This is a genomic window from Actinomadura sp. WMMA1423, assembly GCF_006547145.1.
Taxonomy (GTDB): Bacteria; Actinomycetota; Actinomycetes; order Streptosporangiales; family Streptosporangiaceae; genus Spirillospora.
Window position 1 is genome coordinate 5,114,205 of the sequence record NZ_CP041244.1, and the last position, 19,625, is coordinate 5,133,829.

Here is a 19,625-nt window from a genome sequence, read left to right on the forward strand (position 1 = left end):
CGCCGCCGTTCACTGCAGGAGGTGGCGCAGCGCCCCGTCGTCGGCGACGGAGCGGTAGTAGCAGGTCGGGCGGGCCTCCCCGGACGGCAGGTTCGTGTGGCAGGCGCCGCCGGTGGTGCGGTTGACGAGGTAGAGCAGGGAGTTCTGCTCGCAGTTGACGCGGACGTCGACCAGTTCGAGGACGTCCCCCGAGGTCGCGCCCTTGCGCCACAGCTCGTTGCGGGACGTCGACCACAGGACGGCGATCCGCTCGTCCAGCGTGGCCTTGAGGGCCTGGTCGTTCGCGTATCCGATGAACAGGACCTCCCCGCTGCCCGCGTCCTGCAGGACCACCGGGACGACCCGCGCGCCCGTCGCCGCGACTCCCGCGAGCTTGTCGAAGTCCAAGGTGAGCCGGGTGCCTTCTTCTAGTTCGTTCACCCCGCCATCCTGCCCGCCCGCGGCGCCGGCCGCCTCCCCTGACACGAGGCGGATCAGTCCGCCGCCCGGTGGCGGGCGGGTGGTCCCCCGCCGACGGAGGCTCCCGCGCCGGCGTGGTCGTCGCGTGGCAGGGGTTCGGCGGCGCCCAGTCCGCAGTGCCGGCAGATGCCGCGGCGCCGCAGGTGGTAGGCGAGCGTGGCGGCGCCGAGCGCCGCGCCCCAGGCAACGAAGATCAGGCCGGGCAGGGTCACCGCCCACAGGCCGGGCTCCAGGTCCATGCGGAGGTTCATCAGGCCCGCGGGGACGAGCGCGACCGCCACGATCGACGCGGGGACGATCGCCAGCGCCGGCGGGACCCGCTTCCCGGCCTTGAACCAGATCCAGCGCGGATACACCGTGCCCCAGCGGTGGACGAGGCCGTGGGTGAGGACGCCGCCGAGGAGCGAGGCGATCGCGAACCCGAGACCGGCCTCCAGCATGCCCGGCGTGTCCTGCATCATCCGCTCGAAGTCCTCGGTGATGCCGAGCGGGTAGCCGAAGTACCAGGCGACGCGGGTCAGCTCGTACGGCAGGCTGGCGACGCACGCGACCCAGACGGCCCACCTGCCCCAGCGCAGCGCGGAGTCGGGGGTCGTCCAGTGCGCGGCGGGACGGTCGCCGCGCCCGCAGTGGACGCACGTCCCGCGCGTCCGGCGCTGGTAGGCCAGGGCGGTCGCGGCCCAGAGCACGCCGCCCGCGAACAGGATGAGGAGGTTCACCCGGTGCCAGTAGAGGATGTCGCCCACCCCGCCCTGCGCGCCGGGGACCCCGGTGAACGCGAACACCAGGAGCAGCGGCGCGAGCGCGACGAACGCGATCAGGAAGTAGTCGGGTATCACGAGGGCGAAGGAGATGGCCTGCGCCCACGCGAGGCCGAGCAGCACGCTCCGCAGGGCCGGGCGGCCGCGCCCGCGTGCCATGACCACGCCGAGCACGGCGCCGGCGGCCCCGACGGCGGCCATCGCGGGCGCGGCGACGTCCACGTCGGCCCCTTCCAGGACCGACCCCGAGAGGTGGTCCTCGTCCACCGGTCCGAAGGGGTAGCCGGCGCCGCCCATGGCCCAGTGGAGCCCCAGCGTGCCGTAGAGAAGTGACCACGCGGCGGCCGCGTAGCCCGTCCAGGCGGGCCACGAACCCCACCATCTGAGTGCCGGTCTCGAAGTGCGCATGCCTTCAGCGTGGGCGGGCCGCGAAGCCCTCGGACATATGCCGTTTCGCATGTTCTGGGCTGGTCAGGGCGGGGCGGTGTGCCGTTCGGCAGGGTGGCCTACGCGGCGCCGCTGCCTAAGCTCGAACCGTGCGAAACGGAGTCCTGCGGCAGGCGGGCACGGCCGCGGCCGGAACGCCGGTGCTGCTCGGCGCCGCCGGCGCGCCGGTGTACGGCTGGACCGCCACCGTGCCGGTCGCGGTCGCGGTGGCGGCCGCCCTCGCCGTGCTCGCCATGCGGCCCGCCCGGCATGAGGCGACCTGGATCGCCGCGGCGGTGGCGGGCGGCGTCTCGCTCGCCGCGACGGCGACGGCCGGGGCGTCGCCCGGTGCGCGGTTCCGGGAGGGCGAAGCGCCGCAGAACCTGCTCGGCCTCGTCGAGGTCGCCGCCCTGACGCTGCTGGTGGCGCTGGTCGTGCGGGCGGCGGCGTTCCGCGGGGCGCTGGCCGGAGCCGGCCTCGCCGGTGCGGCGGTGCCGTGCTGGATCCTGCGCTTCGGCGTCCCCGGCGCGGCCGGGCTCGCCGCCCTCGCCGCGTGGTCGCTGCCGCCGGTGCTCGCCGTCACGACCGGGCTCTACCTGCGCTCGCTGGACGACCGCCGGCGCCGGTCGGTGGCGTCCGCGCGGCGGCGGCAGCGCCTCCAACTGGCGAGCGACCTGCACGACTTCGTCGCCCACGACGTCGGCGAGATGCTCGCGCAGGCCCGGGCCGGGCAGATCCTGGCCGAGCGCGACCCGTCCGCGGCCGCGCGGACCCTCACGATCATCGAGGAGGCGGCGCTCCGCGCGATGGCGTCCATGGACCGCACCCTGGGGATGCTCCGCGACGACGCCGGCTCCGACGGCGACGGGGCGACCCTTGCACCCGCCCCTTCCCTGGCCGACCTCCCCGACCTCGCCGCGAGGTTCACCGCGTCCGGGACGGCGCCCGTCCATCTGGACCTCGACCCGGACCTGGACGTGCCGCGCGAGGTGGGGACGACCGCGTACCGCGTCGTGGTGGAGGCACTGACCAACGTGCGCCGCCACGCCCCTGGAGCGGGCCGGGTGGACGTGAGCGTGCGCCGCTCGGCGGGCGCCGCCCCCTCGCTGCGGGTCCTCGTCGCCGACGACGCCCCCGGTGGCGGGACGGGCCCGGCGGCCAGGCGGGGCGGGCTCGGCCTGCCGGGTCTGCGCGAACGGGTCGAGATGCTGGGCGGCACGCTGACCGCCGGACCGCGCGAGCCGTCCGGATGGCGGGTCGCGGCCGTCCTGCCGCTGGAGGACCGGGCCCCGCGCGCGAGGCGGCGCTGACCGCCGGGTGAGACGATGGCGGGCATGACGACGCGCATCCTGATCGCCGACGATCAGGAGCACGTCCGCGGCGCCTTCCGGATCATCCTGGACGCGCAGCCGGACCTGACCGTGGTCGCGGAGGCCGCGGACGGCGCCTCGGCCGTCGAGCAGGCCCGCCATCTGCGGCCCGACGTCGTGCTGGCCGACGTCCGCATGCCCCGGATGGACGGGCTGGAGGTCACCCGGATCCTCGCGGGACCGGGCGCCGCCGACCCGATCCGCGTGGTGGTGGTCACCACGTTCGACCTCGACGAGTACGTGCACGCCGCGCTGCGCGACGGCGCCTGCGGGTTCCTGCTCAAGCGGTCGAGCCCCGCCCTGCTGGTGGAGGCGGTGCGCGCGGCGGTGGCCGGCGACACGCTGATCAGCCCGGAGATCACCGTCCGGCTGCTGCGCCGGCTGGCCGAGCCGGCGCGGCGGCCCGCCGCGCCCGGACCGCTGTCCGGACGGGAGACCGAGCCGCTGTCCGGACGGGAGGCCGAGGTCGCGCGGCTCGTCGCGCGCGGGCACACCAACGGCGAGATCGCCGAGGCGCTGTTCATCTCGCCGGGCACCGTCAAGAACCATGTCGCCGCGATCCAGCGCAAGGTCGGCGCCCGCAACCGGGTCGGGATCGCCGCCTGGGCATGGGACGGCGGCCACGTCACCGCCCCGTAGCAGACCCTGACTCGCCTCCCCGCCTGCGCAGGAGTGCCGCCGTGGGCTCGTCGGCGGGCAGGAACGCCTCGAGGTGCAGTTCGGAGAGGGTGACGTCCACGGCGGTCGCGAACGAGGTCAGCGTGGTGATCAGCCGCAGCTCGCCGTCCGGGGTCCGCAGCCGGAGCGGGACGGCGAAGCCGAGGTGCTCGCCCGGCGACTCGACCGGGGGCAGATAGCCGTCCAACTCCTCGATGAATTCCGCGAGGCCCGGGGCGGGGACGCGCCGCGCCCGGTCGCGGAGGCCGCCGGTGATGTGCCGGCCCCATTCGGCGAGGTTCTCGACGCGGCGGCCCATCCCGTCCGGGTGCAGGGCGAGGCGCAGGACGTTGACCGGCGGTTCCAGCAGGGCGGGCGCGGCGCCCTCGGTGAGGACGCCGAGCGCCGGGTTTGCCGCGACGAGCTCGCCGTACGGCCGGACGACGACCGCCGGGTAGGGCATGTGCCCGTCGAGGATGCGTTCCAGGGCCTCGCGGACCGGGCCGAGCTCGGGGGCGTCCAGGCTCGACTCGGCATAGACCGGCGCGTAGCCGGCGGCGAGCAGGAGCCCGTTGCGCTCCCGCAGGGGCAGTTCCAGGGATTCGGCGAGCCGCACCACCATGCCGCGGCCCGGCAGGGAGCGCCCCTGTTCGAGGAAGCTCAGATGGCGCTGGGTCGTGTCGGCCCTGATCGCCAGTTCCAGCTGGCTGAAGCGGCGGCGCGTCCGCCAGTTCCGCAGGTCGCGGGCGAACTTCCCGGATTCCGCCGACACCGTCATGCCCCCATTCCACACCGGACGCCCGCGCCGGCTCCATTCCCTGGAGGGAATCGCGGCGCCGCGGGGGCGCCTCGCACACTGCTGCCCATGAGCACTCAACCCGATGTGAAGCGATTGGCCGACCGCTATGTCGCCATGTGGAACGAGCCCGACCCGGTGGCGCGCGGCGCGCTCGTCCGCGAACTCTGGGCGTCCGACGCGGTCCACGTCCTGGTCGAACCGCCGGAGGAGATCCGGGACGCCGCAACGGCGCTCGCCGTTCCCGTGCCCTCCCTGGAGGTCCACGGCCACGACGCGCTGGAGGCCCGGGTGGGCCGCGCCTACGAGATGTTCGTCGCGTCCGGCGAGCACGTCTTCGCGGCCGAGGAACCGACCGCGCTGCTCCCCGGCGTGATCGCCATCCGCTGGTCGATGGTGACGACCGGGGGCCGCGAGGCCGTCGGCGGCGGGCTGGACGTCCTCTCCCTGGACCCCGCCGGCCGTATCCGCACCGACCACCAGTTCGTCGCGCCATGACGCCCGCGACCGTCAGGACGGTCGCGCTTCCGCGCGCAGGGCGAGGGCCCCGAGGACGGCGTAGCCTCCGGTGATCGCGGTGAGGCCCGCCGCCGGTCCGCGCGGCACGTCGCCGCGGACCGCGTGCGCGAGCCCGGCGGCGGTGTCGCAGGCGTCCACCACCAGGCAGAGCCTCCGCCACCGCCGCCGCGCCCGGGGGTCGCTCAGCAGGTAGCCGAGACCGAGCGCGACCGCCCTGCTGCCGAAGATCCGGATCATGTACCTGAGTTCGGGGGCGTCGCGGTCGCCCATGCCCGCCAGCCTCACGTTGAGGCCGGGCGCGGCCAGCGCGAGCGCACCCCAGGCCACCCGGCCGCCCGCCAGCATCTCCAGTGTCCGTTCCATACCGCGACCCTGCCATCACGCCCCGCCACGGACCGATTACCCGCGAGGTAAAGCCGCCCTCCGGGCGAGGTCCCCGACGGTGAAGCCGGGGTGGTCTGGTCCTCGCGGGGGATCTCCTGGCGGGGACGGTTTGCCATGATCGCTCCGGTGACCAGTGAAGCGGCCGTCGGCGCGTTCCGACTGATCGGCACTAATCGATCGTTCCGGGCATTGTGGACGGCGAGGTCGGTCTCGTTCCTCGGTGACTCGCTGAGCCTGGTCGCCCTCATGCTCTACGTCGCGGACACGACGGGCCAGGCCCTGGCCGTCGCGCTGCTGCTCCTGGTGGGCGACTTCGCGCCCGCCCTGCTCGGTCCGCTGGCCGGCGCGGTCAGCGACCGGTTCGCGCTGCGGCGGGTCATGGTGACGTGCGAGCTGGTCCAGGGCGCGCTGCTGGCAGTGATCGCGCTCTGGCTGCCGTCGCTGCCCGTGCTGCTCGTGCTGGTCGCCCTCCGCGCGATCGCGGGCCAGGTCTTCCAGCCGGCCTCCCGGGCGGTCGTCCCCGCGCTGGTGCGGGACCGCGACCTGGAGAGCGCCAACGCCGCGATCGGTTTCGGCACCAACGGCGGGGAGGCGCTCGGACCGCTGCTCGCGGCCCTCCTGCTGCCGCTGCTGGACGTGCGCGGCGTACTGCTCGTCGACGCGGCCACCTTCCTGGTCTCGGCGGTGGTGCTCGGCTTCCTGCCGGGCGGCCGCCCGGCCGCGGGCGGCGAGGAGGCCCGGGAGCCGACGACACTGCTGGGCGAGACGGGGCGGGGCCTTCGGTACATCGCGGCGAGCCCTCTGCTGCGCGCCATCGGCCTCGGGTACTTCGCGGTGGTCGCCTTCAACGGCATCGACGACGTCGCGCTGGTCTTCCTGGCCAAGGACACCCTGCACGGCGGGGACTCCGCGGTCGGGCTGCTGCTGGCGGCGGTCGGCATCGGGCTGTTCGCGGGATACGCCCTGCTGGCCCGTACGCGGGCGGGCATGCCGATGGCGGTGCTCCTGACGGCGGGCTTCGCGGTCAGCAGCGCGGGCAACCTGCTGACCGGACTGGCCTGGGCCGTGGCCGCGGCGTTCGCCGTCCAGCTCGTCCGGGGCCTCGGCATCGCCGCCATGGACGTCGCGACCAGCACGCTCATCCAGCGCAGCGTGCCCCCGCACCTGCTGGGCCGCGTCTTCGGCAGCCTCTACGGGGCCATCGGGGTGGCCGCCGCGCTGTCCTACCTCGGCGGAGGGGTGCTGCTCGACCTCACCGATCCCCGGGTCGCCTTCATCACGGCCGGCTCGGCGGGCCTGGTCGCGACCCTCGCCACGGCGGCCGCCCTGCGCCGGAGCGGGCGGGACGCGAGCCCCGCGGGCTCGGATGCCACCGCCGCCGCACCCGACGACCCTCCCGATCCCGTCCCCGATGGCATGCGGAAGGCATGACCCCCGACGGCGCCCGGAGCTGATCGCCCGGGCAGGCGCCATCGGCTAGGCCGACACGATGGACCGCACCGTCGCGGACACGACGCGGCCGGTCTCCTCCTCCTCCAGCCGCTCGGCCCGGGTCTCCTCGGCGGCACCGTGCAGGACGTACTGCACCACGCTGACCAGCCAGGCGATCGGCAGGTCGGTGCGGAACACGCCCTCGTCCCGCCCCCGCCGGATGATCTCCTCGACGCGCTTCGCCGGATCGGCGTGCAGCTCCCGGACGCGTCCCGCCGGAAGGGCCTCCTGGGCGGCCGCGAGCAGCGCCCTCGATTCGGCCACGAGGGCCCAGCTGGACTCCACCAGCGTACTGAGCGCCTCCTGGGGATCGCCGGTCAGGTCGAGTCCCGACAGCACCTCCTCACCGGCGCGCAGCGCGTCGACCAAGGCGGCCTCGACCAGTTCGGCCCGGTTCCGGAAGTGGCCGTAGAGCGTCATCCGTCCGACGCCGGCCGCTTTGGCGATGTCGTCGATGCTCGCGCCCGGGTCCCTGCCAAGGCACTCGCGTGCCGCGGACACGATGCGGGCGATGTTGCGCTCGGCGTCTGCGCGCCGGCGCCGGCCAGGAGCGGCGGAGGACATGCGCCCATCTTAACTCGTACAGCGAAGTACATGTTACGGTCTTAACTCGTATGGAGTAGTACGACTTAATGAGGAGAGCCGTCATGGCGGACATCGGTCACGAACCGTCCGCGCAGCCCCATCCGCTGCGCTGGCGCATCCTGGGGCTCCTCGGAGTGGCCCAGCTCATGCTGATCCTCGACGTCACCGTCGTCGCGATCGCGCTGCCGCACATGGAGACCGACCTGGAACTGAGCCGCCAGGCGGTGACCTGGACGGTCAGCGCCTACACCCTGACCTTCGGCGGCCTCATGCTGCTCGGCGGGCGTACCGCCGACCTGTTCGGGGCCAGGCGCGTCGTCCTGGCGGGCCTGCTGGTCTTCACGGCGGCGTCGCTGGCCACCGGCCTCGCCGGATCGCCCGCCGTGCTGCTCGGCGGGCGCGTCGCCCAGGGGGTGGGGGCGGCGATGCTGTCCCCGTCGGCCCTGTCCTTCGTGGTCACCCTGTTCCAGGGGGACGAGCGGAACAAGGCGCTCGGCGTCTGGTCGGCGCTGGGCGGCGGCGGGGCCGCCCTCGGCGTCCTGCTGGGCGGCGCGCTCACCGCGGGCCCCGGCTGGCCCTGGGTGTTCTTCGTCAACGTCCCCATCGGGCTGGTGGTCTTCGCCGCGCTCGCCCGGATGCTGCCGCGCCGCGCGGCGTCCGCGCCCCGCCCCCGGCTCGACGTCCTCGGCGCGCTGCTGGTCACCGCCTCGTCCGGCGCCCTGATCTACGCGCTCATCCGCGCCGGGGACGACGGCTGGCTCGACCCGGGCACCGGCTGGCCGGTGCTGCTCGCCGCGACCGGCTACCTGGCGTTCGCGGCCAGGCAGCGGACCGCCGCCTCGCCCATGATGGACCTCTCGCTCCTGGTCCGGCGCCCGGTGGCCACCGGCACGTTCCTGATCGTGACGGCGACGGCCCTGATGATCGCGATGTTCTTCCTCGGCACGTTCTACTTCCAGCACGCCCGGGGGTACGGCGCGCTGCGCACCGGCCTGCTGTTCCTGCCGATCGCGGTCGCGACGGTGGCCGGCGCCGACCTCACCGGACGGACGATCGCCGCGATGGGGCCGCGCCGCCTCGCGGTGGCCGGGCTCGTCACCACCGCGGCCGGCATGGCGGTCCCGGCCGTGTCGCTGCACCCCGTCACCGTCGTGGTCGGCACGGCGATCGCGGGAGCCGGGACCGGCGCGATGTTCGTCGTCGCCTCCGCGACGGCCCTCGGCCAGGTGGCGCCGCACGAGTCCGGCATCGCCTCCGGCATCGTCAGCACCTTCCACGAGTTCGGCGCCTCGGTCGGGGCCGCCGTCATCTCCAGCGTCGCGGCCGCCAGCCTCACCGGCGACACCCTCGACGGCTTCGCGCACGGCTTCGTCGTCGCCGCCGCCACGGCCGCCGTCGCGACCCTCGCGGCCGCCGTCCTGACACCGCCCCGTCCGCGCCGCGCCGCCGAACCGAGGCCCGCGGACGCTTGACCCTGACGCGCGGGTCAACGGTTAGCTTCGTGGCCCGCGTCCGGGCCCCGCGCCCGGATTCCAGGTCCTGAGGAGCGTCCGATGCCGTCATTGCCCCCTACCTCGCGCGTGGTCCGGCTCGCCGCCGTCCCCGGCGGGCTGCCCGAACCGGAGCACTTCAGCGTCGTGGAGGAGCCCGTGCCCGTACCCGCGGACGGGGAGTTGCTGGTCCGCAACCGCTTCTTCCTGGTCTTCCCGTCGCTGCGAACCCTGATCGGCGGCGGCGTGAAGGGCACCCCCTTCCCTCCGCTGCGCCAGGGCGACGCCCTGTTCGGGGCGGCGATCGGCGAGGTCGTGTCGGCGCCCGGCGACTCCGGGCTACGTCCCGGCGACCTGGTGCGGCACTGGCTGGGCTGGCGGGAGTACGCGGTCATGCCCGCCGGCCAGTGCACTCCGCTGGACGGCGCACTGCCCGATCCGGCCGCGCACCTCGGCCAGGCGGACGTCGCGTACACGGCCCTGACCCGGGACGCGCGCGTCCGTCCCGGGGACACCGTCTTCGTCTCCGGCGGGGCGGGCGGTGTCGGCTCGCTGGCCGGCCAGATGGCCCGCCTGCTCGGTGCCGGGCGGGTGATCGGCAGCACGGGCTCACCCGAGAAGGCCGCCCGCCTGGTGTCCGAGCTGGGGTACGACGCGGCCGTCATCCGGGGCGAGGGGTCCTTCGCGGGGCGGCTGGCGGAGGCCGCGCCCGACGGCATCGACGTCGTCATCGACAACGTCGGCGGCGAGCAGCTCCAGGCCGCCCTGGCCGCCGCCAGGCCCGGGGCTCGGGTCGTCCTCGTCGGCGCGCTGGCCGGGCAGCTCGCACCGGACCTCACCGGCACCACCTCGCCGGCCGAGGTCGACACGTTCCAGCTGATCGCCAAGCACGTCGAGATGCGCGGCTTCGGCGGCCTGGCCGGGACCGGAGAGCCCTCCGAATGGGCCGAGCGCTTCGGCGCCTGGCTGCGCTCCGGCGACATCGCCTTCCCGCACGTGCGCGTCGCGGGCATCGAACAGGCCCCCCGGGCGTTGCACGAACTGATCGGCGGGCGGCACCTCGGGGCCGTCATCGTCGAACTGTGACGTCCCGGGAGGAGTCCACATGCGGATCGGCGACGCCGCCGCGGCGGCGGGAACGACGCCGCGGGCACTGCGGTTCTACGAGCAGCGCGGCCTGCTGCCCCCGCCGTCCCGCACCTCCGGCGGGCAGCGCCGGTACGGGCCCCGCGAGGTGGCCCGCGTGCTGACCATCCGCCGGCTCCTGTCCCTCGGGCTGACCGTGGAGGACGTCCGCGGCTGCGCCGACCGGCTCGACCTCCTGGACGGCGACGCCCTCCCGCCCTACGGCGGCCCCGGCTGCACGCAGAGCGCCGGGGTCGCCCGGCGCCGCCTCGCCCTCCTCGACGCCGAGATCGCCCACCTGACGGCGCTGCGCGGCGCGCTCGCCGCCCAGATCGGCGAGACCGGCGCCGCCGACAGGTAGGGCATCCCGGTCATCTGACAGATGAGCCGCCCGCCGTGGTCTCCGTAGCTTCGATCGCGTCATCGAGCCGCGTCCACTAGGGAGAGACCACATGACCGAGGCACCGCTGCGCGTCGCGATCATCATCGGGAGCACGCGCGAGGGACGGTTCGGGCCGACCGTCGGGACCTGGTTCGCCGAGCAGGCCCGGCAGCGCGACGACCTCGCCGTCGACGTCGTGGACGTGGCGGACGAGCCGCCGCCGTCCGCGCTCGGGACCGGGACGTCCGACGGGTTCGCGCGGGTCACCGCGACGCTGCACGAGGCCGACGCCTACGTCGTGGTGACCTGCGAGTACAACCACAGCTTCCCCGGCACGCTGAAGAACCTGATCGACACCCACTTCCACGAGTGGCGGGCCAAGCCGGTCGCGTTCGTGTCCTACGGCGGGCTCGCGGGCGGGCTGCGCGCGGTGGAGCACCTGCGGGGCGTCTTCGCCGAGCTGCACGCCGTGACCGTCCGCGACACCGTCAGCTTCCACGGCCCGTGGAACTGGTTCGGCGACGACGGCCGGCCGAACGACCCGGCGGGCGCCGAGGCGGCGGCCAAGGGGATGCTCGACCAGCTCGCCTGGTGGGGGCACGCGCTGCGCGACGCCCGGGCCGTCCGCCCGTACGGGGGCTGAGGTGACCGCGACCGCCGAGGCCCCGGCGCGGGGCCGGACGCCGCCGGGCCCGATGGCGATCGCGCTCGTCCTCGTCCTCGGCACGATCATGATCACGCTGGACACCACGGTGGTGAACGTCGCGATCGACCGGCTGTCCCAGGAGTTCCGCGCGCCGCTCGGCACGATCCAGTGGGTGGCGACCGGGTACTCGCTGGCGCTCGGCGCGATGATCCCGTCCAGCGCGTGGGCGGTCGGGCGTTTCGGCGCCCGCCGGCTGTACCTGGGGGCGATCGCCTCGTTCGGCGCCGGCTCCCTGCTGGCCGGGCTGGCGTGGAACGTCGAGTCGCTGATCGCGTTCCGGGTCGTGCAGGGGTTCAGCGGCGGGCTGGTGATGCCGGTCGGCATGACGATCCTGCTGCGCGCCGCGGGCCCCGAGCGGCTCGGCCGGCTGATGAGCACCCTCGGCCTGTCGATCCTCGTCGGGCCGCTGGCCGGGCCCGTCCTCGGCGGCTGGCTGATCGACGAGGTGTCGTGGCGGTGGATGTTCTTCGTGAACCTGCCCGTCGCGGCGGCCGTCGTGGCGCTCGTCCTGCGGCTCTTCCCGCGCGACGCCCCGGCGGAGGGCGGGCCGCTGGACGTGCCGGGCCTGCTGATGCTCTCGCCCGGCATCGCCGCCGTGCTGTACGGCGTGACGACGGGCGGCGACCGCGGTGCGTTCGGCTCGCCGGAGGTCGTGGTGCCGATGGCCTCGGGCGGGGCGCTGATCGCGGCCTTCGCGGTCCGGGCGCTCACGGCCCGGCACCCGCTGATCGACCTGCGGGTGTTCCGGGACCGGACGTTCGCCGCCGCGGCGGGCACGCTGACCCTGTTCTCGTTCGGCTACTTCGGGTCGATGCTGCTGCTCCCCCTCTACCTGCAGGTCGTCCGGGGCGAGAGCGCGACGATGGCCGGCGTGCTCGGCATCCCGTTCGCGCTCGGCTCCGGGACGGCGATGCAGGTCGCGGGCCGGATCGCCGACCGGGTGCCGCCCGGGCGGCTCGTGCCCGTGTCGGTCGCGATCGCCCTCACCGGCTTCGCGCTGTTCACCGTCCAGCTCGACGCGGACGCGTCCTACTGGGGGCTGTGCGCGACGATGCTGCTCATGGGCGCGGGCGGCGGCGCGACGATGATGCCCGCGATGACGGCGGCGGCCCGCGGCCTGCCGCGCGACCGGGCGCCCGCGGCGAGCGCCACGGTCAACCTGATCAACACGATGTCGGGCGCGATCGGCACGGCGACAGCCTCGGTCGTGCTGTCCGCGCTGATGAGCGGCCTCGTGCCGGACGGGGAGGGCGGCGCGCTCCAGGCCGTCCACGGGCTGGGACCGGACGGGCACCGGGCGGTCGCCGGGCCGCTGGCGGACGCGTTCCAGCACACCTACCTGTTCGCGGTCGCCATGCTGGCCCTGGCGCTGGTCCCGGCGCTGCTGCTGCCCCGCCGCCCCACCGGATGACGCGACCGGCCCCCGGCCGGGCGCCGGGGGCCGGCGGCGCCGCCGGTCAGACCTCCTTGAGGAAGCCGGAGTCGACCGCGAAATCGGCCCCGGTCGTGCTCGCCGACCGCGGCGAGGCGAGCAGCGCGACCACGTCCGCGACCTCCTGCGGCGTCGCGAGCCGTCCGGTCGTGAGGCTCATCATCTCGGCGGCGCCGCGCTCCAGCACGGCGTCGCGGTCGGAGCCGGTGGCCCCGGCGATGATGTCGGCGGCGCCGCCCTCGTCGGTCCACCACGGCGTCCGGACCGGGCCCGGCGACACCGAGTTGACCCGCACGCCCTGCGGCCCGTACTCCTCCGACAGCCCCTTCGTCAGGTTGTTCAGCGCCGCCTTCGCCGCGTTGTAGTCGTAGTTCATCGGCCCGGGCCGCCGGCCGTTCCCCGACGAGACGTTCACGATCGACGCCGCGTCGCTCTCCAGCAGGTGCGGGATCGCCGCCCGCACCGCGCGGACCACCGCGAACAGGTTGAACTCGAAGACCGCGCGCCAGTCGTCGTCCGACGGGGTCAGGAACCCGAAACGGGGCAGCCGCGCGCCGGGCGGCGGCCCGCCCGCGTTGTTGACCAGGACGTCGAGCCGGCCGAACTCCTCCACCGTCCGCTCCACGACGTGCGCCGGAGCGCCGGCGTCCATCAGGTCGGCGGGCACGTGCAGCAGGTCCGGCCCGGCGAGCGCGTCGAGCTCCCCGCCGGGCTTGCGGGACACGGCCACGACGCGGGCGCCCTCCTCCAGCAGGGTCCGGGCGACGGCCGCGCCGATCCCCTTCGACGCCCCGGTGACGATCGCGACGCGTCCGGCGAGCCGCAGGTCCATGGGTTCCCCTCTCACAAGGCGGGCGCGTCCACCCCGGACGCGCCTCGCCCTCTGAACCCCGCCCCGCCCCCACCGGTTGCACCTGAACGCGGCGGCCTGGAGCCAGGCGTCTCGTGACTCCGCGTCGGCCGCCCGGCGGGCGTTCGCGGCGCCCTAGTTCAGCGCCGCGTACACATGGGCGGCGACCGCGCCGTACGCCAGGTGGGGGACGACGTCCGACGCCCAGTCCGTCGCCGACCACTGGCGGGGGTCGGTCAGGCCGAGGGCGGTCATCGGCGCGCTCGACCCGGCCATCGCCAGCCCGGTCAGGACGGCGGTCCCGACCGGGCGCGGCAGGCGCCGGCGCCCCGACAGCAGGCCGTAGAGCAGGCCGGCGCCGAGGCCCGTGCCGAAGCCGAGCATCGGCCCGAGCCCGGCCTTCCGGTTCTCGGCCTTCTCCCCTTCGCCCAGGTCGACCCCGGCGACGTCGGCCAGCCTCTCCACGCTCTGCTCGGGCGTGCTGCTGGCCGGACGGCCCCGCAGCGCCATGTCGAGGTAGGTCACCATGTTGAGGGCGGTGGTCCCGGCGGCTCCGGCGACCAGCCCGCGCGTGATTCTGTCCATGCAGTGGCGCTACCCAGCATCGACGGGCTCCCACATCCCTCTCACGCTGGGCGCGCTCCGGTCAGGTCCGGCTCTGTACGCCGGCGCGCCGCGCGGCGGCGAAACCGGCGGCGGCGACCGCGACCAGCACGGCGACCGCGCACCACAGGGGCGCCGACACCGAGACGGTCCGGATGAGGAGGGCGCCGATGGCCGCGCCCAGCAGCAGGGCCGCGATCGACAGGCTCTTGCGCGCGAGCCGGCTCCGGCTCTCGTCGCACCCGGCGAGCAGGGAGGTGAGGGTCGTGGTGATCACGACCGTCCTGAAGTCGGGCACCTCCAGCCGCTGGACGATCGCGTACTGCCAGCCCATCGAGACGGCGAGGACGGCGATCACCGCCAGGCGGCCGGGCCCGGCACCGTGCCCCACGGTCGCCACGATCACGGCGGCGGCGACCAGGGCGCACGCCTGCGTCGCGGTGGCCGCGCCCAGCAGCCGGCCCTTGTGCTCGATCCCCTTGAACGCGAAGCGCCCTCCCACGAGGGCACCGACGCAGTAGGACCCGGTCGAGAGCGAGGTCAGCAGGACCTCCGTCCCACTGCCGCCGAGGCCCAGCCCGAGAAAGATGATGTTTCCGGTCATATTCGCCACGAAGACGTTGCCCAGCTCCAGAAAGCTCACCGAGTCCACCAGACCGGTCATTATCGTGAGCAGGACGAGCAATGACGGCAGCGGTCCTTCGTAGCGGGATCCAGGCACTCGCGCATTCTCGCAAGTCGCCCAGCGGGATCATGAGGACGCACCCGGGGCGTGTCGTAGAGGCGAACGGAGCCGAAAATGGTGTCACCGCGCCTGCACTCGCCGCTTCTGTGTCAGCGACGGGCGCGTAGATCCTCGATCAGGACGAGGGTGCAGGCCTGTTCGTGGCGGGCCCCGATGCGTTCCCATGCCTCGGCCGAGCCGGTGAGTACCCCGATGTCCCGGTGGAGGCGGCCGGAGGCGCGGGCGAGGCAGGCGGCGGCCCACGCGTTCTCCGCGGCGGCGTCCGAGGCGGCGGCCAGGCGCTCCGGAGCGTCGGGCAGGCCCGCTGCGACGGCGAGTTCGGCCCCGGTCGCGCGGGCGTATCCCCGGTACCAGTCCTGCGGCGGGAACGCGGCGAACGCCCGCTCCACCAGGGCCGCAGCGTCATCGGTCCGCCCGGCTCGCAGCGCGGTCCGGGCGTCGACGAACGCCGCGTAGGAGTCCAGGTAGCGGGACCGGGCGTCCCCTGCGATGCGTTCCGCGCGGGCGCGCCACAGGCGGAGGCCGTCCTCGTCGCCGAGAAGTCCGTGGGCCAGGGCGAGGGCCGCGGCCGAGGGCGCCGTCCAGGCGAGCGGGCTTCCGGCGCCTTCGCAGGCCTCCCACAGCGTGTCCGCGTGCGACAGCGCCTCGTCGAGGTCGCCCATGAGGACCAGGGACTGGAGAAGGGTGCTCATCGCGACCGGTGACCGGTCGCCGACCAGGTCGTCGGACGCGGCGAGCCGCGCCGCCGCCAGCGCCGCGCGCAGGTCGCCCGCCGCGACGGCGCAGGACGTGGCCATGTGGTAGGTGTCGGTGATCTCCGGGGCGGGATACGGGACGTCGCGCGGCATCGCCGCGAGCAGGCCGACGCGTTCGGTGGCGATCCGGTGCGCCTCCCGGAACCGGCCCGCGGTCAGGGCGGCGATGCCGCACGCGTCCAGCGCGGCCGACAGCAGCACCGGGTCGCCGGTGGCCCTGGCCGCGACGAGCGCGTCCCCGGCCAGGGACGGATCCGGGGTCACCTTCTCTGCGAAGTGGTTCCACGCCCTTGCGGCGGCGACGTGGGCGGCCACGACCCGGTCGCGGGAGTCCCCGACGGCGGCGGCCCGGGCGAGCAGTGCCCGCAGGCGCTCGTGGGGGATCTCGGCGTCGAAGCCGGAAGGGTGCCGTTCGGCGGTCACCACGGCAAAGGCGAGGGCGACCGCCTCCCCGTCGCCGTCGCCCGCCTCGCGGGACCGCTCCGCCGACTCCAGCAGGAGGTCGAAGGACCGGCCGGTCTCGATCAGGGCGTGCGCGGCGTCGGCGGCGTCCCGCAGATCGCGCGCCGCCTCGTCCGGGGCGGACGCCCGGCGGGCCGCCTCCCGGTAGTGGCCGGGCGCCTCGTCGAGGAACCGGCGGGAGAAGGTCAGATGCCCGAGCGACCGGGCGAGGCGGTGCGGCGCGTCCGCCGGGCCGGGCGGCGCTCCCGCGAGGGCCGCGCGCAGGTCGTCGGCGACGGAGTCGAAGCGGTCGCGCCATTCGCCGGCCGGCATGTCCTCCAGTTCGGCGGCGGTGTCGGCGGCCCACCCAAGGTACCGCTCGCGGACGGCCGCCTGCGCGGCACCGGCGGCGAGCCGCTCCGCGGCGAACGCGCGGACCGTCTCCAGCATGCGCCACCGGCCCTCCGCGGTCCGGACGACGAGGCTCTTGTCGACCAGCCGGCCGAGCAGGTCGGCGACCGGCCCCGCGCCGAGGCCGGGGACGACTGCGCCCGCGGCAGCCAGATCGAACCCGCCGACGAACACCGCGAGGCACTCGAACATCTCCTTCTCGTCCTCGGTCAGCAGGTCGTGGCTCCAGCGGATGACCCCGCGCAGGGACCGGTGCCGCTCCACCGGTCCGCGGCCTCCGGTCAGCAGCCGCAGCACGTCGTCCAGCGCGGACAGCAGCCCGCTCGCCCCGAGGGACGCGCCGCGCGCCGCCGCGAGTTCGATCGCCAGCGGCACGCCGTCCAGCCGGCGGCAGATCTCGGCGACGTCCTCGCGGGCGGCGGTGAACCCCGGATCGGCGGCCGTCGCGCGGGCCAGGAACAGCCGTTCCGCGTCGGAGCCCGCCGGAAGCGGCGGGACGGGAACGGTCCGCTCGCCCTGCAGCCCGATGCGCTCGCGGCCGGTGGCGAGGACGGTCAGGGTGGGGCAGGCGGACAGCAGCCGCTCGACGAGGTCGGCGGCGGCGTCGAGGAGATGCTCGCAGTTGTCCAGCACCAGCAGCGTCCGGCCCCTCGCGAGGCGGCGGACGATGACGTCCTCCAGGGACTGGCCGGGCCGCTGGGCCAAGCCGAGCGCGGACGCCACCGCCTGCGCGACGAAGGCCTCGGCGACCGGTACCAGGTCGACGAACGCGCCGCCGAGCGGGAACGCCGGCGCGGCCGCCTCGGCGGCCGCCGCCGCCAGCCGCGTCTTGCCGATCCCGCCGGGGCCGAGGAGGGTCACCAGCCGCTCCCTCTCCAGCAGGCCGAGCACCGCCGCGACCTCCTCGGCGCGCCCGAGGAACGCGGTCCGCGCCGCCGGCAGGCCGGCGACGTGGCCCGGCGGGGGCGTGGCGCGCCGCGCCTCCTCCGCCAGCTCCCACCGGTCGGCCGCGCCGTACTTGCGCAGGAGCGAGGAGATGTGGCTCTCGACCGTCCGGACCGAGATGTGGAGCCTGCCGGCGATCCGGACGTTCGACAGCCGCTCGGCGAGCGCCGCGAGGACCTCCGCCTCGCGCTTGGACACCTGGACCGGACGCTGGGGGGTCATCACGCCAGTGTCGTGGCTCCGGAGAGACTCCGGTGGCGGTTTCCGTGCCGTCTCCGTGGCGGCACGGATGTCCTGGAAAGGCGCGGCCCGGAGACTTGCGGGACATACGGCGATCACGCAGACCACCCGGATCGGAGAAGCCCGTGCGACGCATCATCAACTCGACGTTCGTCTCGATCGACGGTGTCATCCAGGACCCGCAGGACTGGCCGTCCCTCGGGGGCGGCGACTCCGGCGCGCAGACGGAACTGCTGCTCGGCTGCGACGGCGTCCTGCTCGGCCGGCACACCTACGACAGTTTCGCCTCGGTGTGGAAGGGGCGGTCCGGCGACCCCTACACCGACAAGATGAACGCGGTGACGAAGTACGTCGTCTCGTCCACGCTGGACAAGGCCGACTGGGACAACTCCGTCGTCATCGGCGGAGACGTGGTCGGCGAGATCTCCCGCCTCAAGGAGCAGCCCGGCGGGGACATCGTCCTGTACGGGTTCGGCCGCCTCTCCCACACCCTGATGCGGCACGGACTGCTCGACGAGCTCCGGCTCTGGGTCCACCCGTTCTTCGTCGGGAAGGCCGACGAGGAGGGCCTGCTCTTCAGGCAGGAGAGCCGCGCCATGTTCGACGTCCTCGAAACACGGACGTTCGACTCCGGCGTCGTGCTGCTGTCGTACCGCATCAAGCCCTCCACCGCCGACGCCTGACGGGCCAGGGTTTCCGTGGAGCGGGCACTGCCAGGGCCCGGCGCCGCCCGGTCACGACGCCCCGGCCACGCGGCGGCGCCCCCGCCCCGGCGCCTCCCGTCACGTCCGGACCGCCTGCGGACCTCAAGGGCGCCCGGCCCGTCAGGCGCCGAGCGGGTTGCGGCGGATGCGCTCGGCGACCCCGCCGGCCACGGCGACCGCGGCCGTGCTGCCCGGCTTGCGCGCGGCCTGATCGCGGAAGCGCGCCGTGAACTCCTCGGCCAGGTCCAGGCGCGGGTAGCGTTCCAGCACCTCGGCTCGCAGGCCCGGCGGGATCCCTTGGAGACCGCGGCCGGAGATGTCGATGCCGGTGGCCAGCTCCAGCAGGTGGCCCTCGGGATCCTGCTCGACCGGCACCTCGGGCCACATGTGCCGGACGACGATCTCCGAGGCCCGTACCCGCCGCTCCACCGGCCAGCCCGCTCCGGCGCCGAAGACCCAGGCCACATGGCCGCCCGCCTCCTCGAACGGCACCGTGTGGCTGTCGAACTCCGCCACCAGGCCGATGTCGTGCAGGACGGCCGCCACGTAGAGCAGCTCGGCGTCGAACCCGATGCCGTTGATCTGCCCGTAGGCCGCTGCCCATAGGTAGGAGCGGACGGAGTGGTTGAGCAGGGAGGGCGTCTCATACGTGGTGGCCACTTCGAGAGCGCCGCGGCAGACCGGGGTGTCGGGGATCAGAAGATCGTCGAATCCCGCAGAGGTCATGTTGGTTCTCCGTTCTCCGTCTCCGGCGTGGGTCAGGTTTCGGGGTGCACCATCAGGAGGACGGCGCGGTTGTGCGCGGTGTGACCTCGGTACAGGTGCGGGTGGGCGGCGTCGAACCGGATGGAATCGCCTTCGGCCAGGTCTGCGGGGGACGCGGCCGGACCGGCGGTGGCGCGGCCCCGGGTGAGGACGAGGCACTCCTCCACGCCGGGCAGGTGGGCCTCGGAGTGCTGGGTGCTCTCGGCGATGGCGATGTCGTAGACCTCCACGGTGCCGCGCAGCCTGATGCGGTGGAGGAGGCGCGCGCTGACCGCGTCGCCCTCGACCCGCGGCCGCCTGTCGCCGGCGCGGACCACCTCCACCGTCGAGGGCGGCGCCTCCAGCAGTTCGCCCAGGGACGCCTTCAGCGCGGTGGCCAGGGCCCACAGGGTGCTCAGGGTCGGGTTGCCCTGGCCCTGCTCGATGCCGTGCAGCGTGGTCTTGCTGATGCCGCTGGCGGACGCGAGGTCGGCCAGCGAGATCCCCGCCGCCGTGCGCAACCGGTGCACGTTCCGTCCCACCACTTGCGCAGAATCCATACGTATCAGCATAGTGGTACGCATGTATCAGTACAATGGAACCC

General features: G+C 74.7%; 21 protein-coding genes. 10 read left to right on the forward strand and 11 right to left on the reverse strand.

Annotation, left to right across the window (positions count from 1 at the left end; genetic code table 11):
- Window positions 1-9: 9 nt before the first annotated feature.
- Together FKD65_RS23660 and FKD65_RS23665 are read right to left on the reverse strand one after the other, a co-directional pair.
- Window positions 10-420, reverse strand: a complete 411-nt coding sequence (locus FKD65_RS23660; RefSeq protein WP_141579560.1) for a phosphoribosyl-AMP cyclohydrolase — start codon at window positions 418-420, stop codon at window positions 10-12.
- A 53-nt stretch (window positions 421-473) separates the two neighbouring features.
- Entirely contained in the window at window positions 474-1,628 is a 1,155-nt protein-coding gene (locus FKD65_RS23665; protein ID WP_205718230.1) for a hypothetical protein, read from the reverse strand.
- A gap of 128 nt (window positions 1,629-1,756) precedes the next feature.
- Here FKD65_RS23665 and FKD65_RS23670 point away from each other — a divergent pair, with 128 nt between their 5' ends.
- On the forward strand, window positions 1,757-2,956 hold the full coding sequence (locus tag FKD65_RS23670; protein ID WP_141579561.1) for a sensor histidine kinase: 1,200 nt from the start codon (window positions 1,757-1,759) through the stop codon (window positions 2,954-2,956).
- Window positions 2,957-2,980: 24 nt separating this feature from the next.
- Complete coding sequence (locus FKD65_RS23675; protein WP_141579562.1) at window positions 2,981-3,655, forward strand: response regulator transcription factor; 675 nt, start codon at window positions 2,981-2,983, stop codon at window positions 3,653-3,655.
- Here FKD65_RS23675 and FKD65_RS23680 read toward each other — a convergent pair.
- Window positions 3,642-4,451: a helix-turn-helix domain-containing protein gene (locus tag FKD65_RS23680; RefSeq protein WP_141579563.1), complete on the reverse strand. Its 810-nt coding sequence runs from the start codon at window positions 4,449-4,451 to the stop codon at window positions 3,642-3,644. The two genes, FKD65_RS23675 and FKD65_RS23680, sit on opposite strands and share 14 nt — an antisense overlap.
- 87 nt (window positions 4,452-4,538) lie before the next feature.
- On the opposite strand from FKD65_RS23680, the gene FKD65_RS23685 reads away from it, so the two are divergent.
- Entirely contained in the window at window positions 4,539-4,967 is a 429-nt protein-coding gene (locus tag FKD65_RS23685; RefSeq protein ID WP_141579564.1) for a hypothetical protein, read from the forward strand.
- A gap of 12 nt (window positions 4,968-4,979) precedes the next feature.
- Here FKD65_RS23685 and FKD65_RS23690 read toward each other — a convergent pair whose 3' ends face one another.
- Window positions 4,980-5,351 (reverse strand): hypothetical protein, encoded by a 372-nt coding sequence (locus tag FKD65_RS23690; protein WP_141579565.1) that lies wholly within the window; start codon window positions 5,349-5,351, stop codon window positions 4,980-4,982.
- A 147-nt stretch (window positions 5,352-5,498) separates the two neighbouring features.
- Here FKD65_RS23690 and FKD65_RS23695 point away from each other — a divergent pair, with 147 nt between their 5' ends.
- Window positions 5,499-6,803, forward strand: coding sequence for an MFS transporter (locus FKD65_RS23695; protein ID WP_205718231.1), 1,305 nt, complete (start codon window positions 5,499-5,501; stop codon window positions 6,801-6,803).
- Between the two features lie 45 nt (window positions 6,804-6,848).
- Here FKD65_RS23695 and FKD65_RS23700 read toward each other — a convergent pair whose 3' ends face one another.
- Window positions 6,849-7,427: a TetR/AcrR family transcriptional regulator gene (locus FKD65_RS23700; RefSeq protein ID WP_141579567.1), complete on the reverse strand. Its 579-nt coding sequence runs from the start codon at window positions 7,425-7,427 to the stop codon at window positions 6,849-6,851.
- A gap of 83 nt (window positions 7,428-7,510) precedes the next feature.
- Here FKD65_RS23700 and FKD65_RS23705 point away from each other — a divergent pair, with 83 nt between their 5' ends.
- The 5 genes from FKD65_RS23705 (at window position 7,511) to FKD65_RS23725 (ending at window position 12,562) form a co-directional block, all read left to right on the forward strand.
- A complete protein-coding gene (locus FKD65_RS23705; RefSeq protein WP_141579568.1) occupies window positions 7,511-8,920 on the forward strand; it encodes an MFS transporter in 1,410 nt (469 codons plus the stop codon).
- A gap of 81 nt (window positions 8,921-9,001) precedes the next feature.
- On the forward strand, window positions 9,002-10,024 hold the full coding sequence (locus FKD65_RS23710; protein WP_141579569.1) for an NADP-dependent oxidoreductase: 1,023 nt from the start codon (window positions 9,002-9,004) through the stop codon (window positions 10,022-10,024).
- A gap of 19 nt (window positions 10,025-10,043) precedes the next feature.
- Window positions 10,044-10,424, forward strand: coding sequence for a MerR family transcriptional regulator (locus FKD65_RS23715; RefSeq protein WP_141579570.1), 381 nt, complete (start codon window positions 10,044-10,046; stop codon window positions 10,422-10,424).
- Between the two features lie 91 nt (window positions 10,425-10,515).
- Window positions 10,516-11,088, forward strand: a complete 573-nt coding sequence (locus FKD65_RS23720) for an NADPH-dependent FMN reductase (protein ID WP_141579571.1) — start codon at window positions 10,516-10,518, stop codon at window positions 11,086-11,088.
- 1 nt (window position 11,089) lies between these two features.
- On the forward strand, window positions 11,090-12,562 hold the full coding sequence (locus FKD65_RS23725) for a DHA2 family efflux MFS transporter permease subunit (RefSeq protein ID WP_240809571.1): 1,473 nt from the start codon (window positions 11,090-11,092) through the stop codon (window positions 12,560-12,562).
- Window positions 12,563-12,608: 46 nt separating this feature from the next.
- Here the strand turns inward: FKD65_RS23725 and FKD65_RS23730 are convergent, their stop codons facing one another.
- The 4 genes from FKD65_RS23730 to FKD65_RS46305 form a co-directional block, all read right to left on the reverse strand.
- On the reverse strand, window positions 12,609-13,415 hold the full coding sequence (locus tag FKD65_RS23730) for an SDR family NAD(P)-dependent oxidoreductase (RefSeq protein ID WP_141579572.1): 807 nt from the start codon (window positions 13,413-13,415) through the stop codon (window positions 12,609-12,611).
- A gap of 153 nt (window positions 13,416-13,568) precedes the next feature.
- A complete protein-coding gene (locus FKD65_RS23735; RefSeq protein WP_141579573.1) occupies window positions 13,569-14,018 on the reverse strand; it encodes a hypothetical protein in 450 nt (149 codons plus the stop codon).
- A gap of 61 nt (window positions 14,019-14,079) precedes the next feature.
- Window positions 14,080-14,757: a YoaK family protein gene (locus FKD65_RS23740; RefSeq protein ID WP_302931545.1), complete on the reverse strand. Its 678-nt coding sequence runs from the start codon at window positions 14,755-14,757 to the stop codon at window positions 14,080-14,082.
- Between the two features lie 113 nt (window positions 14,758-14,870).
- Window positions 14,871-17,555 carry a LuxR C-terminal-related transcriptional regulator gene (locus tag FKD65_RS46305; protein WP_141579575.1) on the reverse strand — a complete coding sequence of 895 codons (2,685 nt, stop codon included), beginning with the start codon at window positions 17,553-17,555 and terminating at the stop codon, window positions 14,871-14,873.
- Window positions 17,556-17,698: 143 nt separating this feature from the next.
- On the opposite strand from FKD65_RS46305, the gene FKD65_RS23750 reads away from it, so the two are divergent.
- Complete coding sequence (locus tag FKD65_RS23750; RefSeq protein WP_141579576.1) at window positions 17,699-18,256, forward strand: dihydrofolate reductase family protein; 558 nt, start codon at window positions 17,699-17,701, stop codon at window positions 18,254-18,256.
- Window positions 18,257-18,397: 141 nt separating this feature from the next.
- Here the strand turns inward: FKD65_RS23750 and FKD65_RS23755 are convergent, their stop codons facing one another.
- Both FKD65_RS23755 and FKD65_RS23760 read right to left on the reverse strand, forming a co-directional pair.
- Window positions 18,398-19,003 carry an HD domain-containing protein gene (locus tag FKD65_RS23755; protein ID WP_141579577.1) on the reverse strand — a complete coding sequence of 202 codons (606 nt, stop codon included), beginning with the start codon at window positions 19,001-19,003 and terminating at the stop codon, window positions 18,398-18,400.
- A 32-nt stretch (window positions 19,004-19,035) separates the two neighbouring features.
- Window positions 19,036-19,581 (reverse strand): helix-turn-helix domain-containing protein, encoded by a 546-nt coding sequence (locus FKD65_RS23760; RefSeq protein ID WP_141579578.1) that lies wholly within the window; start codon window positions 19,579-19,581, stop codon window positions 19,036-19,038.
- Between the last annotated feature and the right edge of the window lie 44 nt (window positions 19,582-19,625).

Excerpts from the sequence above, each read along its gene's own strand:
- FKD65_RS23680 (WP_141579563.1), bottom strand. The coding sequence starts at position 4,451 with ATGACGGTGTCGGCGGAATCCGGGAAGTTCGCCCGCGACCTGCGGAAC.
- FKD65_RS23685 (WP_141579564.1), top strand. The coding sequence starts at position 4,539 with ATGAGCACTCAACCCGATGTGAAGCGATTGGCCGACCGCTATGTCGCC.
- FKD65_RS46305 (WP_141579575.1), bottom strand. The coding sequence starts at position 17,555 with ATGACCCCCCAGCGTCCGGTCCAGGTGTCCAAGCGCGAGGCGGAGGTC.
- FKD65_RS23755 (WP_141579577.1), bottom strand. The coding sequence starts at position 19,003 with ATGACCTCTGCGGGATTCGACGATCTTCTGATCCCCGACACCCCGGTC.
- FKD65_RS23690 (WP_141579565.1), bottom strand. The coding sequence starts at position 5,351 with ATGGAACGGACACTGGAGATGCTGGCGGGCGGCCGGGTGGCCTGGGGT.
- FKD65_RS23735 (WP_141579573.1), bottom strand. The coding sequence starts at position 14,018 with ATGGACAGAATCACGCGCGGGCTGGTCGCCGGAGCCGCCGGGACCACC.
- FKD65_RS23730 (WP_141579572.1), bottom strand. The coding sequence starts at position 13,415 with ATGGACCTGCGGCTCGCCGGACGCGTCGCGATCGTCACCGGGGCGTCG.
- FKD65_RS23715 (WP_141579570.1), top strand. The coding sequence starts at position 10,044 with ATGCGGATCGGCGACGCCGCCGCGGCGGCGGGAACGACGCCGCGGGCA.
- FKD65_RS23760 (WP_141579578.1), bottom strand. The coding sequence starts at position 19,581 with ATGGATTCTGCGCAAGTGGTGGGACGGAACGTGCACCGGTTGCGCACG.
- FKD65_RS23675 (WP_141579562.1), top strand. The coding sequence starts at position 2,981 with ATGACGACGCGCATCCTGATCGCCGACGATCAGGAGCACGTCCGCGGC.
- FKD65_RS23710 (WP_141579569.1), top strand. The coding sequence starts at position 9,002 with ATGCCGTCATTGCCCCCTACCTCGCGCGTGGTCCGGCTCGCCGCCGTC.
- FKD65_RS23720 (WP_141579571.1), top strand. The coding sequence starts at position 10,516 with ATGACCGAGGCACCGCTGCGCGTCGCGATCATCATCGGGAGCACGCGC.
- FKD65_RS23705 (WP_141579568.1), top strand. The coding sequence starts at position 7,511 with ATGGCGGACATCGGTCACGAACCGTCCGCGCAGCCCCATCCGCTGCGC.
- FKD65_RS23700 (WP_141579567.1), bottom strand. The coding sequence starts at position 7,427 with ATGTCCTCCGCCGCTCCTGGCCGGCGCCGGCGCGCAGACGCCGAGCGC.
- FKD65_RS23665 (WP_205718230.1), bottom strand. The coding sequence starts at position 1,628 with ATGCGCACTTCGAGACCGGCACTCAGATGGTGGGGTTCGTGGCCCGCC.